Source organism: Faecalibacterium sp. Marseille-Q0746 (assembly GCF_017377595.1).
Taxonomy (GTDB): domain Bacteria; phylum Bacillota; class Clostridia; order Oscillospirales; family Ruminococcaceae; genus Faecalibacterium; species Faecalibacterium duncaniae.
Map to the genome: position 1 here is coordinate 22,482 of NZ_JAFREI010000004.1, position 12,309 is coordinate 34,790.

The window sequence follows — 12,309 nt, forward strand, 5'->3', positions numbered from 1 at the left end:
AGGGACGATGCTTTTGCGGCATCGTCCCTTTTTGGTTATCTGCTTTTGTTCTGAAGCACCGGCTCAGGAAATGGCATCCACGTCCCACTTCATGCGGACGGCATCCGCGCCGTCCAGTTTGATATTCAGTGCACCGGCATTGTCCAGCACCTGCTCCGGGGTGCGGGCACCGCACAGCACATGCAGGCCGGGGATCATCCGGGCCGTCAGGGCAATGACCAGCTGGGCCATGGTGCAGTCGTATTTCCCGGTCAGGTCGTCCCACTTGGCCAGCAGGTCCAGCGCCTGCTTCCGGCGGGCAGGCTGGAAGCTGGGGTTGCTGTTCCGGGTGCTGCCCTCGGGGAAAGTGGTCTCCATGGTGACCTTGCCGGTGAGCAGACCCTGCTCCAGCGGGGAGTAGGCCTGCACCGAAACACCCAGTTCCCTGCAGGTGGGCAGGAGCTGCTTTTCGATGCGGCGGGTCAGCAGGCTGTACTTTTCCTGAATGACATCCAGCTGGCCGTACCGGCAGTAGCCCCGGATGAGATCCGCCGTCACATTGGACGCACCAATGGCGCGGATCTTGCCCTGCTCCTTCAGCTTCATCATGGCCTCCACGGTCTCCTCCAGCGGATAGAGGCCGAGGTCCGGGCTCTGCCAGTGGGTGTACAGCACATCCAGGTGGTCTGTGCCCAAACGGCGCAGGCTGTCCTCCACGTCCTCAATGATGCTCTGCGCCGAGAGGTCCCGGTAGACGGCGGTGCCGTCCACGACCTTGTGGAGCACCGGCGTTTCGTGCCGCCACTCCAGGCCGCATTTGGTGGAGAGCACCACCTTGTCCCGGTCGATGTGCTTCAGGGCCTCGCCCACCACGGTCTCGCTGTGGTACAGGCCGTAGATGGGCGCGGTGTCGATCCACCGGATGCCCTGCTCCACAGCAGTCTGGATGGCTTTGACCGAAAGGGCATCATCGTTGTCGCCCCACCAGCTGCCGCCGCCGATGGCCCAGGTGCCCATGCCCAGAAAAGGCACTTCGATGCCGCTGCGGCCAATGTTCAGGTTTTCCATATACGTTTCCCTCCATGCCAGCAGTGTTCCCCGCAATGGGAACCATTCATACAGAGGCTGGCATCTTTTGTTGTATTTTTGTTTTTTATAAAAAAGAGAACTGCGGTGCGAGTCAGCTCCGCACAGCAGCTCTCTTTTTTCCAATCAGATATTGCCGAACTCGCTCAATTCCAGCGTGTCGTTGTGGGTCTCAGCCCAGCGGACGGCCCAATCAGAGGTGAACAGCAGCAGACGGTTGCCCTTCATATCCTCCACAGCCTTGGTATCGCTGGTCAGATCCAGGTCGCGCAGGTTGTAGGTGTCGGGGTCGTTCTTCACCCAGCGCAGCTGCTCAAAGGGCAGCTGCTGCATCCGGATCTCCACGTTGTACTCGGTGTTCAGGCGGTACTCCAGCACTTCCAGCTGCAGCACGCCGACCACGCCGACCACGACCTCCTCCATGCCGCCGCCGACTTCGCGGAAGATCTGGATGGCACCCTCCTGGGCGATCTGCTCCATACCCTTCACGAACTGCTTGCGCTTCATGGTGTCCTTCTGCTCGATGCGGGCAAAATGCTCCGGTGAGAAAGTGGGGATGCCCGCAAACTCGACCTTCTTTTTGCCGGTGCACAGGGTGTCGCCGATGGAGAAGATGCCCGGGTCAAACAGGCCGATGATATCGCCCGCGTAGGCCTCATCCACGATGGCGCGATCCTGCGCCATCAGCTGGGTGCCGGTGGCAAGCTTGATGTTCTTGCCCTCCTGCACGTGGTAGGCCTCCATGCCGCGCTCGAACTTGCCGGAGCAGATGCGCATAAAGGCGATGCGGTCACGGTGGGCCTTGTTCATGTTGGCCTGGATCTTGAAAATGAAGGCCGAGAACTCGTCGCGGCAGGGGTCCACCGGCTCGCCGGTCAGGCTGTCCACACGGGCCAGCGGGGTGGGGGTGAGCCGCAGGAAGTTTTCCAGGAAGGGCTCCACGCCGAAGTTGGTCAATGCAGAGCCAAAGAACACAGGGCTCAGCTCACCGCGCAGCACCTTGTCGAGGTCAAATTCCTCGGCAGCGCCGTCCAGCAGCTCGATCTCGTCCACCAGCTGCTGGTGCAGGTAGGGGGTCAGCAGCTCGTCCAGTGCGGCATCGCCCAGCTCAGCCTCGGTCTCGTTGACCTTCTTCACGCCGTTGGCGCGGCCGTCGCTGGAGAAAGCCAGCACCTTGCGGGTGTTGCGGTCGAACACGCCCTTGAACTCCTTGCCGCAGCCGATGGGCCAGTTCATGGGGTAGGTCTTGATGCCCAGGATCTCCTCGATGTTCTCCATCAGCTCAAAGGGATCGCGGGCTTCGCGGTCCATCTTGTTGATGAAGGTGAAGATGGGGATATGGCGCAGGGTGCAGACCTTGAACAGCTTGATGGTCTGGGCCTCAACGCCCTTTGCCGCATCGATGACCATGACAGCGGAGTCCGCTGCCATCAGGGTGCGGTAGGTATCCTCCGAGAAGTCCTGATGGCCCGGGGTATCCAGAATGTTCACGCACTTGCCTGCATAGTTGAACTGCAGGACAGAGGAAGTGACAGAAATACCGCGCTGCTTCTCGATGTCCATCCAGTCGGACACAGCGTGCTTGGCGCTCTGCTTGCCCTTGACGGAGCCGGCCTGATTGATGGCTCCACCGTACAGCAGCAGCTTTTCGGTCAGGGTCGTTTTGCCGGCATCGGGGTGGCTGATGATCGCAAACGTCCGGCGGCGCTCGATCTCTTCACGATTTGTCATATATTGATTTCTCCTAAATTGATGGGGGATATTTGTCAAAACAAAGATGCACTTACATCGGAAACTCCCATAGTTTCTTGCTCTTGGGCAGGCTTCGTCTTTGTACAACCTCTCCGTCATTGCTACGCAATGCCACCTCTCCTAGTAGGAGAGGCCTTGGCAAAACGGGAAAGCTTTACGCAATGCCAAGGGCTCCCCTACTAGGGGAGCTGTCGAGCGAATGCGAGACTGAGAGGTTGTACAGAGCAGAACCTGCCCTCCAAAATTACACACAACTTATATTTTACCAGCAATTCCACCTAGATGCAAGAGTTTTTGTTATTTTTTCAGGAGGAAGCAGGGCAAGGGGGCGGTATCGGCCCAATTGGCAAAGCCGCAGACGAGGGCGGTGCACTGTTTCAGGGGCCGGGAGCGCATCCACTGGAGGATCTCGGTCTTTTCGTCGGAGCCGATGACCTTGCCGCTGTACAGGATGGCACTGAGCACCCCGCCGGGCCGCAGGGCCTCGAGGGCGGCTTCCAGCGCCGGGATGCTGCTTTGGGCGTGGGAGAACACCCCGTGGTCGGCACCGGGCAGCCAGCCGAAGTTGAACATCACGGCATCGACAGTGCCGGGCTGTACATATTGTAAGAGGTTGGCGTGGCTGTCGCAGTGAAGCTCTGCCGCGAGGCCCTTCCGTGCAAGGTTCTGCCGGGTGGAGGCAATGGCTTCAGGCTGGATGTCAAAGCCCAGCACCCGGCCCCCTTCGCCCACAAGGCGGCAGAGAAAGGCCGTGTCGCCCCCGTTGCCGCAGGTGGCATCGATGCAGAGCCTGGGGTCAGCCAGCCGCGCGGCGAGGAAGTCCTGCACAAGCTTCACGGCCGTCAGGTCGGGGGTGCGGCGGCGGCACAGCCCGCTGCCCTCTGCCGCAAAACCGAACTTTGCCCAGAAGGCCAGCTCCCCCGCATCGGCAGGCAGAGGAGCCGTGAACACCGTGGCGCTCTCTTTGTCATAGCCGCCCAGGCTGCGCAATACCTCTTTTAACAGGTAGGAACCGTAGCCCTTGCGCCGCCATTCCGGCACAATGGTCAGGGCAGTGATGTCCGCGCCCTGCTCCGTGGGCCGGGCCTGGCAGGTGCCAATGATGGTTTTCTCTTTATACAGGGCATAACCGCCCTGGGTCTTTTCCAGTTTCATAATTTGCTCCCTTCGCGGACTTGCCCTCTCAGTCTGCTCTCGCAGACAGCTCTCCCAAAGGGAGAGCCTATTGTGGCTCCGAATAGAGCCCCTGCAAATCAGCGATTGCCCGCCTGTCAGATGTGTTGGCTCCCCCTTCGGGGGAGCTGGCATCGCGCAGCGATGACCGAGAGGGTCGTTCTTAAAATACCAAGCCCCCGCGCCGCTGTCAAGGCTTCCCGCTGCGACCTTATTTCACATATTCTTCACCCGGTCAGCGATTCCTTTTCACAATTACCGGATACAATAGAAACAGTTCCAAGGAGGTGCGGCAGAGCGCCCCCTCCGAACCATTCCCTTTGAGAAAGGAAGTAACCAGTATGGATAACGAGAACAAGTGGGAATACGATTATTCCTCTGAACATAGCCAGACCGGCGAGACCGGCTACCCCAACGTCGGCTCCTCCGGCATGAACACCGCCAACACGGCTAGCACCTACGGCGAGGCCGCACAGGCTGCCCCCCAGGCCGAGCCGAACGGCGGCAGCGATGGCGGCGCGGTGCCGCCTCCGGAAGGCCCCCGGTATCAGGCCGCACAGGGAAGCCCCAAGCAGCCTCCCAAAAAGCGCCGCCGGAAAAACGGCAATATCGCCCGCAGCGCAGTCGCACTGGTGCTGGCAGCAGCCATGGGCTTTGTCGGCGGCTTTGTTGGGGCCCGGGTGGGCAACACAGGCGGCAAGGTGGTCATCCAGCAGGTGGCACCTTCCTCCACGTCCAGCAGTGATTCCGGCTCTGCCTCCGCGGTGAACACCGCTTCCGGCATGACCACCGCTCAGGTCTCTGAGATGGTCAGCCCCAGCGTTGTGGTCATCACCACCGAGCAGGTGGTCTACTCCCAGTGGTCCTGGTACGGCCAGAGCCAGGTGGAGAGCGGCGCTGGCAGCGGTGTCGTGATCAGCTCCGACGGCTATATCCTGACCTGTGCGCACGTTGTGTCCGGCGCGTCCAACATCACTGTGACCATCGGCGATACCGATTACCCCGCCACCGTGGTGGGCGAGGATGACACCAGCGATGTGGCTGTCCTCAAGATCGATGCCACTGACCTGACCCCCGCCACCGTTGGCAACAGCGACAGCCTTGCCGTAGGTGAGAGCGTGCTGGCCGTGGGCAACCCGCTGGGTGAGCTGGGCGGCACCGTGACCAGCGGCATCGTCAGCGCCCTGAACCGCAGCGTGACCATCCAGGGCACCAGCTCCACCAACACCATGTCCCTGATCCAGATGGATGCCTCTGTCAGCCCCGGCAACTCCGGCGGCGGCCTGTTCAACATGAACGGTGAGCTCATCGGTCTGGTCAACGCAAAGTCCTCCTCCAGCGATGCGGAGGGTCTGGGCTTTGCCATCCCCATCAACGATGCCATCAAGGTGGCACAGGATCTGCTGGAGAACGGCTATGTCTCCGGCCGCCCCTACATGGGCATCACCTATCTGGCTGTGACCGATGCCCAGACCGCCGCACAGCTCAACGTCAATGCCTACGGCGTTTACGTTGTGGATGTTGTGCAGGGCGGCCCCGCCGACAAGGCCGGTCTGAAGACCGGTGACCGTATCGTCAGCATCGACGGCACTGAGATCGCCCAGAAGGACGACCTTGGCACCCTGATCCAGCAGCATGCCGCCGGTGATACCCTTTCCATCACCGTGGCCCGGGAAGGCCAGATGCAGACTGTCAGCCTGACTCTGGGCGAGAAGAATGCCCAGACCCAGCAGGCACAGAAAAACTCCTGATTTTCCCCAATCTTTTTCCTGATCCATAAATCAAAGATCCCCTGACCGGCGTGAACTGGTCAGGGGATTTTCAATTGCAGGTTGTCAAGCAACGGCAGACCGTATTTTTACACCTGCCCGAACACGGTGGCGCTCAGGGGCAGGAGGACGGTCTGGCCGGTGCAGATGCGGCTGCTGCCCCGCCACAGGCTGGAGGAGATGCCGTCGCTCAGCAGCTTCCAGCTGCCGCCGGGCAGGGTGACGACCTGCGCCGTCTCGGTGGGGTTATAGTAGACGCACAGGGCGCTCCATGCCGCGCCGTCGCCCCACTGGGCGGGGAGCCGCCAGCCCACAAGAGGCTGTTCCAGCGGGAAGAACTCGATGGCGGCAGGGCTGGCCTTGTCCAGCGCGCCCAGCCGGGGGAACGCCGCCCGCAGACCAATGAGCCCGCGGTAGTAATCCACAAGGCTGTGGAACTGTTCGGCCCGGTGCCAGTCCAGCCGGTTGAGGGCCGGGCTGGAGCGGTAGCTGTTGCCCTGCCCCTTCTTGGTGCGGGCAAACTCCTCGCCCGCCTGCCAGAAAGGCAGGCCCATGCTGGTCAGGTAGATGCCCGCCGCCAGCCGGTTCTGGGCCAGGGCGGTCTTGTCCACAGCGGCAAACTCCGGGCGGGCGTAGCGCACCATCAGGAGCTTATCCCACAGGGTGAAGTTGTCGTGGGCCGAAACGTAGCTGATGATCTGCCCCGGGGCGTGGGGCGGCAGCTTTTCACTGCGGCACCACGCCGCCACCGAAGCACCGATATCCCAGAAACTCCCGGGCTTGCCCTCCACATAGCCCGGCTCCCGGGCATCGAAGCAGCCGCCCTTGATGGCATCCCGGGTGTTGTCGCAAAAGATGCCGATGCGCTCGTTCAGCATATTCAGGTTGTTCTTGTTGGCCTCGTACCGGTGCAGGGCGCTGCAGCCGCCCTGCCATGGCTCACCGTACATCAGGATATCCCGCCCGCCGGGCAGCTTGTCCAGTTCAGCCCGGAGGAGGTTCATGGTCTCCACGTCATACAGGCCCATCAGGTCAAACCGGAAGCCGTCGATGTGATATTCCCGTGCCCAGTAGAGCACCGAATCAATGAGACAGCGCCGGGCCATGGGCCGCTCGGAGGCAAACTCGTTGCCGCAGCCGCTGCCGTTGGAGAGGGAGCCGTCGTCGTTCTGGCGGAAGTAGTAGAGGGGCACCACCCGGTTCAGCACATTATCGGAACGATACATGTGGTTATACACCACGTCCATTACAACGCCGATGCCCGCCGCATGGAGGGCCGCGATCATCTGCTTGCACTCCCGCACCCGCACCTCACCCCGGGTGGGGTCGGTGGAGTAGCTGCCCTCGGGCACATTGAAGTTGGTGGGGTCGTAGCCCCAGTTATACTGCCGGGTCAGGGGGCGGCTCTCATCCACGCTGCCAAAATCGAAGATTGGCATGAGCTGGACATAGCTCACCCCCAGCCGCTTGAGATAATTCAGGCAGGTGGGGTGGATGCCGTCGCTGCTCAGGGTCGTGCCCTGCTGGGTAAAGGCCAGAAATTTGCCCCGCCAGGCTGTGTGCACACCGCTGGCCGGGTCCTGCGAGAAATCCCGGACGCTGACCTCCCAAACGCTGCGGCGGGCCGGTGGGATCACCGGCCGCACATCCCGCTCCCAGCCCTGCGGGTCTACCCGGGCCGGGTCAAAGATCATGCTGCGCACCCCGTTCACCCCAGCCGAGCGGGCGTAGGGGTCCGTTGCATTGCAGGTGCCAAACGGGGTGGTAAGGGTGAAATCGTAGTATTTTCCGTGCTGGTCGCCGGGCAGATAGATGCTCCACACGCCCTTGTCCTGCTGCTGCAGGGGCAGGGTGCCCACACAGGCCCCGCCGGTGCCCCGGCGGTACAGGTTCACTGCTGCCTGTTTTGCCGTGGGAGCCCACAGACGCAGGTGTGTCCCGGCGGGGGTATACTCCACCCCCAGCGGGCCGTAGTATTCCGTCTGGCGGGCAAAGGCTTCGCTCTCAAACAGCGTCTTCCATTCAGCAGGTGTTCTTGGCTCCATGGCAATTCATCCTTTCATTTGATAATAGTGTAACGAACTTTGTCCTTTATTTCAACCCTTTCCTTGCAAAACGTACCAGACTCCACTATACTGAAAGAAAAAACACTGCACGGAGGGAAGTTTTATGGCATACACCGATGATTGGGAAAGTCTGATGAACGGCGTGTTCGGCCCGGGGGGCAGATTCAAGGCCGCCCCCGGCACTTCTGCACCCAAAACAGGCAGCAACGCCGCCCTGCCTGACCTGAACGCGGCGCTTCTGGAACAGCAGAAACGGCTGGACGAGCTGTTGAAGCAGCAGAACGCCCAGCTCAAAACCCAGAGCGATGCCACCGCCGCCGCGCTGGAAAGCAGCCGCCAGATGCTGCGGGACATGGAGGACGAAGGCCTGCTGGCCAGGGGCACCACCGACATGAAGCCGGAACATCTGGGCAGCTTTGAAGGCCTTGCCGCCGAGGTCAAGCAGACGGTGCTGGGGCAGGATGCTTTTGTGGACAGCGTGGTGCGGGCCATGCGCCGCCCCTTTGTGCTGGGCACCGAAGCCCCCGCCGCCCGCAACGTCATCCTGCTCACAGGCGGGGCAGGCACAGGCAGGCATTTTGCACTGGAAGAAACTGCCCGCTGCATGGCGGCCCGGGGCCTTTTGCAGAGCGACAGGATCGCCACGCTGGATCTGGCCCTTTACCCCAATTCCGGAGCCGAAAAGCTCTTCCTGCAGGACCTCTACGCTGCCCTGCACGCACCCGGGGAGATCCTTGCCTTTGAGCACTACGAGAGCTGTTATCCCGGCTTTCTGAAGACCCTGTCTGATCTGGCCGTCAAGGGCAGTGCCCCCCTGTCCAGCCGGTATCTCGTGAACAAGGAGGGCATCCTTGTGGATGCAGGCACGGCGCTGGCCCCGGGAGCCGTCAGCCGCATCGACCCCTGCGGCAAATACCTCATCTTCTACTCCCACAAGGGCCGGGAGGCACTGGCTGACAAATTCGGCGCGGCGCTGGTGTCGGCACTGGGGGATGTCTGCGAGACGGCCTCCTACACCCGGGAGGATCTGGCCGCCCTTGCCGCACAGCAGCTCAACGCGCTGGCCCAGAAGATCCGCACCCGGCTGGGGCTGACCCTTTCCGCCGGGGCCGACGTGCGGGACTATGTCGCAGCTCAGTGCACCGCACAGAAGGGTGCGGCAGGCCTTTCCGCGTGCACCGACCGCATCTTCCGCGCCCTGAGCGAATACTGCCTGCGGACCGATGAAACCCTTACCGGCACCGTAACTCTGACCGCCGGGCCGGAAGGGGTGCAGTTCCGCCTGAACGACGGCGCAGACCAGCCCCTGTTCGACCTGCTGCCTGCCGCCTACACCGGCGCGCTGGATGCCATCCGCGCCGAGATCAACGAGCTGGTGGGCCTTGCCCCGGTCAAGGAATATGTGTTCGGTCTGGCCGACAACCTGCAGGTGCAGCAGCGCCGCGCCGCCGCCGGGCTCAAGACTGCCAGCCTTTCGATGCACATGATCTTCACGGGCAACCCCGGCACCGGCAAGACCACCATTGCCCGGCTGGTGGCGAAATACCTGAAAGCCATCGGTGCCCTCAAGGGCGGCCAGCTGGTGGAGGTGACCCGTGCCGATCTGGTGGGCCGCTACACCGGCCACACCGCCCCCCTGACCAACAGCGTCATCGAGAGTGCGCTGGGTGGTGTGCTCTTCATTGACGAGGCATACAGCCTCTACCGCGGTGAGCAGGACAGCTTCGGGCTGGAAGCCATCGACACGCTGGTGAAGGGGATGGAGGATCACCGGAATGAGCTGGTGGTCATTCTGGCGGGTTACACCAGGGAGATGGAGACCTTTCTCACCGCCAACAGCGGCCTTGCCAGCCGTTTTCCCAACCGGATCGAGTTCCCGGACTACACCGCCGTGGAGCTGCTGCAGATCACCCAGGTCCTTGCCAAAAACAAGGGCTACACCCTGGCCGAAGCCTGCACCGAACCCCTGCTGGGCTATTATGCCCGCTGGCAGGCAGCCGATGCCCGCACCGCCGGCAATGGCCGCCTTGCCCGCAACACGCTGGAAAAGGCCATCTTCCACCAGAGCCGCCGCCTTGTGGCCGAGCCCGCCGCCGCCCTGGATCTGATCCTGCCCAGTGATCTGGAATTGAAGGAGCCGGAGGAATAAAACGGAGAAAGGAGTTTCTGATGAATACCAAAAACCTGCACCAGATTTTCGCAAACTATATTGACCGTTTTGAAGAGCTGAATAACCCGGAGCACAATGAAACATTCAAATGGTGGGCAGCAAAGCAATTTCGGGAGCAAATGGATGCTGCCTTCAAACAGTCTGGACATAATTTTGCAGTAGCCTTAGATCATATCAAGGGTCACAAAAAAGAGGAACGTGTTGTAGAAACAATCATTGATGGGAAGATGCAGCCTTTTGGCGGATTGGTAAAAATTTCCCAGCAGAACGAAGAAGCAGCTAATTCTGTCAAGCGGCTGTTTCAGGATTTGTTCGAGGATGATGCGGATGATTTGAAGAAACGTGAAGAAAAAATAGCAACGTTTTTTCAGGGAAGTGAAGAACTGAGGCTGAAATATTTTCCGAACTATTACAGCTATAAGCAAACCGCTCGTTCCATAGCTGGATATCTGTTTCTTTATAGCCCGGAGAAATATTATATGTACAAAGCAAATGAGGCAAAGCTTTTTGCGGATTGCGTGGAGTACTATGGCGATTGGGGCACTGGCGACCAAATTAAACTGAAAGAATATTACCAGATGTGCGATGAACTTGTTGCAGAGATTAAGAACTGCAAAGAATTGGTGTCCACGGATAAGAGCCGTTTTGATGGTCATTTCCAGTATATTCGTGATGATCTTGCTAATGATGAAGCAAAACACATACTTGCATATGATATCATCTATTGCACATCTGTGTATAACTTGTACAAAGGACTTACATTCAAAAGTATCACATCCAAAGAGAAAAAACTATATCAGGAACGTTTGAACAAGGCACTGGCACTGCAAGAAGAATATCAGAAAGCGGAAGAAGAGTATGCGTTGCTGGATCAGGCAGTACAGCACTATGATGCAGTCTTTGTGCCCGGTACTGCTGTGATAAATCTCAAGTATGGCCCCGGCAGAATCGTTGCCCGGATGGATACGGTTCTTGATGTTCAGTTTGACTCTCAACCAGATTTAATCAAATATGACTTCTGGCAGACTGTTACTGGGCATTATCTTAAATTTGAAGATTTGCTGGATCAGGAAACTGCTCAGCAATATGAGGATGTTTTCCGCCGGCATGACTGTATCAGTAGTGGACTGGTCCGCCTTCAGAAAGAGCTTGAAGGATATCAGGATGTACTGGAATAATTAAAAGCAAGTTATACACAATAAAAGGTGCTGCCCCGTCAGATCGACCTGCGGGGCAGCACCTTTTTGTGCATATTATTTTTACTGATTCGCCTGTGCGATTCTGCTGCTCAGGTCAAACAGCCCCTGCCGCACTTCGGGCGGGGCAACCACTTCTATCTTGCCGCCAAAGCCGCAGACCCAGCCATAGAACTGGTCACTGACGCAGATGGGGACATCGAAATGGAAGCAGCCATTCTCCTCGGGCAGGAACATGGGCGTTGCGCCAAAGCGCTCCCGCATGGCACCTTCCAGATCCGCGGTGCACCGCAGGGTAACGCGACGCTCCGGCCCGCCGTACATTCCAAAGTGCTTGCGCAGATAGGCAGGCAGGTCAAGATCCGCAAACTGCTCCTGACCCCGCCGGGGCGCATCCAGCACCCGGACCCCGCTCATCTTGTCCACCCGGTAATGGCGGATGCCCTTTTCGTCGGCAAAGGCAATGAGGTAGTAGCACCCGTTCTCCCAGGCCAGCTGCCACGGGCTGACGGTCCTTTTCTCTTTCTCGCGGCTGTCGGCTTTTCTGTAGAGGAACTCCACCATTTTACCGTTGTTGATGGCCTCGTGCAGGGCATCGATGCTGTACAGCAGGCTCTTGCTGTCAGTCTTGGGGCGGCCCTCCACATAGACCTGACGCTGCAGCTGGCTGCCCTCGTAGTTGGAGCAGAGCTTTTCCAGCTTGTGGATCAGCCGCCTGCTCGTGGTGCCGGATACCACCCGGCTTGCCTGCACGGCATCCACCAGCAGCTTGAGCTCCGCCAGATCAAAGGTGCGGCTGGCAAGGAAATACCCGCCGCCCCGGCCCCGGCGCAGCTTGATATCATAGCCCAGCGCACCCAGTGCCTCAATATCGCTGTACACGCTCTTGCGCTCACAGCGGATGCCCTGCGCCTCCAGCAGCTCCACCAGCTGCGGCACGTTCAGCAGGTGGTTTTCATCGGTCTGCTGCTCAAAAATGCGCAATAGCGCCAGCAGCTTGGATTTCTGGCCTTCCTGTTTGGGCATTCGGTACACCTCATTTTTTCGTGTTGTGCCAAACCTCTCAGTCTCGCTTCCAGCTCTCCCCAGCAGGGGAGCTGAAAAAAAACAGCAGTGCT

General features: G+C 59.8%; 8 protein-coding genes. 3 read left to right on the forward strand and 5 right to left on the reverse strand.

The genetic code is table 11. From position 1 onward, the window contains the following. Positions 1-63 precede the first annotated feature (63 nt). The 3 genes from J3351_RS03555 to J3351_RS03565 all read right to left on the reverse strand — a co-directional run bounded on the left by J3351_RS03555 (position 64) and on the right by J3351_RS03565 (position 4,125). Positions 64-1,047 carry an aldo/keto reductase gene (locus J3351_RS03555; protein WP_156062376.1) on the reverse strand — a complete coding sequence of 328 codons (984 nt, stop codon included), beginning with the start codon at positions 1,045-1,047 and terminating at the stop codon, positions 64-66. 144 nt (positions 1,048-1,191) lie between these two features. Then, positions 1,192-2,796 carry a peptide chain release factor 3 gene (locus J3351_RS03560; protein ID WP_005928402.1) on the reverse strand — a complete coding sequence of 535 codons (1,605 nt, stop codon included), beginning with the start codon at positions 2,794-2,796 and terminating at the stop codon, positions 1,192-1,194. 318 nt (positions 2,797-3,114) lie between these two features. Continuing rightward, a complete protein-coding gene (locus tag J3351_RS03565; RefSeq protein WP_278251061.1) occupies positions 3,115-4,125 on the reverse strand; it encodes a GNAT family N-acetyltransferase in 1,011 nt (336 codons plus the stop codon). Positions 4,126-4,331: 206 nt separating this feature from the next. On the opposite strand from J3351_RS03565, the gene J3351_RS03570 reads away from it, so the two are divergent. Beyond that, positions 4,332-5,741 carry a S1C family serine protease gene (locus J3351_RS03570; protein WP_207697144.1) on the forward strand — a complete coding sequence of 470 codons (1,410 nt, stop codon included), beginning with the start codon at positions 4,332-4,334 and terminating at the stop codon, positions 5,739-5,741. A 107-nt stretch (positions 5,742-5,848) separates the two neighbouring features. On the opposite strand, the gene pulA is transcribed toward J3351_RS03570, so the two are convergent. Then, positions 5,849-7,804 carry a type I pullulanase gene (gene pulA, locus J3351_RS03575; RefSeq protein WP_207697145.1) on the reverse strand — a complete coding sequence of 652 codons (1,956 nt, stop codon included), beginning with the start codon at positions 7,802-7,804 and terminating at the stop codon, positions 5,849-5,851. Positions 7,805-7,928: 124 nt separating this feature from the next. Between pulA and J3351_RS03580 the strand changes: the two genes are divergently transcribed. After that, entirely contained in the window at positions 7,929-9,974 is a 2,046-nt protein-coding gene (locus tag J3351_RS03580) for an AAA family ATPase (protein ID WP_207697146.1), read from the forward strand. Between the two features lie 20 nt (positions 9,975-9,994). Next, complete coding sequence (locus tag J3351_RS03585) at positions 9,995-11,173, forward strand: hypothetical protein (RefSeq protein WP_207697147.1); 1,179 nt, start codon at positions 9,995-9,997, stop codon at positions 11,171-11,173. Between the two features lie 81 nt (positions 11,174-11,254). Here the strand turns inward: J3351_RS03585 and J3351_RS03590 are convergent, their stop codons facing one another. After that, positions 11,255-12,217 (reverse strand): YafY family protein, encoded by a 963-nt coding sequence (locus tag J3351_RS03590; RefSeq protein ID WP_207697148.1) that lies wholly within the window; start codon positions 12,215-12,217, stop codon positions 11,255-11,257. Between the last annotated feature and the right edge of the window lie 92 nt (positions 12,218-12,309).

Coding starts and splice junctions, on each gene's coding strand:
- J3351_RS03555 (WP_156062376.1), bottom strand. CDS start 1,047: ATGGAAAACCTGAACATTGGCCGCAGCGGCATCGAAGTGCCTTTTCTG.
- J3351_RS03560 (WP_005928402.1), bottom strand. CDS start 2,796: ATGACAAATCGTGAAGAGATCGAGCGCCGCCGGACGTTTGCGATCATC.
- J3351_RS03565 (WP_278251061.1), bottom strand. CDS start 4,125: ATGCCAGCTCCCCCGAAGGGGGAGCCAACACATCTGACAGGCGGGCAA.
- J3351_RS03570 (WP_207697144.1), top strand. CDS start 4,332: ATGGATAACGAGAACAAGTGGGAATACGATTATTCCTCTGAACATAGC.
- pulA (WP_207697145.1), bottom strand. CDS start 7,804: ATGGAGCCAAGAACACCTGCTGAATGGAAGACGCTGTTTGAGAGCGAA.
- J3351_RS03580 (WP_207697146.1), top strand. CDS start 7,929: ATGGCATACACCGATGATTGGGAAAGTCTGATGAACGGCGTGTTCGGC.
- J3351_RS03585 (WP_207697147.1), top strand. CDS start 9,995: ATGAATACCAAAAACCTGCACCAGATTTTCGCAAACTATATTGACCGT.
- J3351_RS03590 (WP_207697148.1), bottom strand. CDS start 12,217: ATGCCCAAACAGGAAGGCCAGAAATCCAAGCTGCTGGCGCTATTGCGC.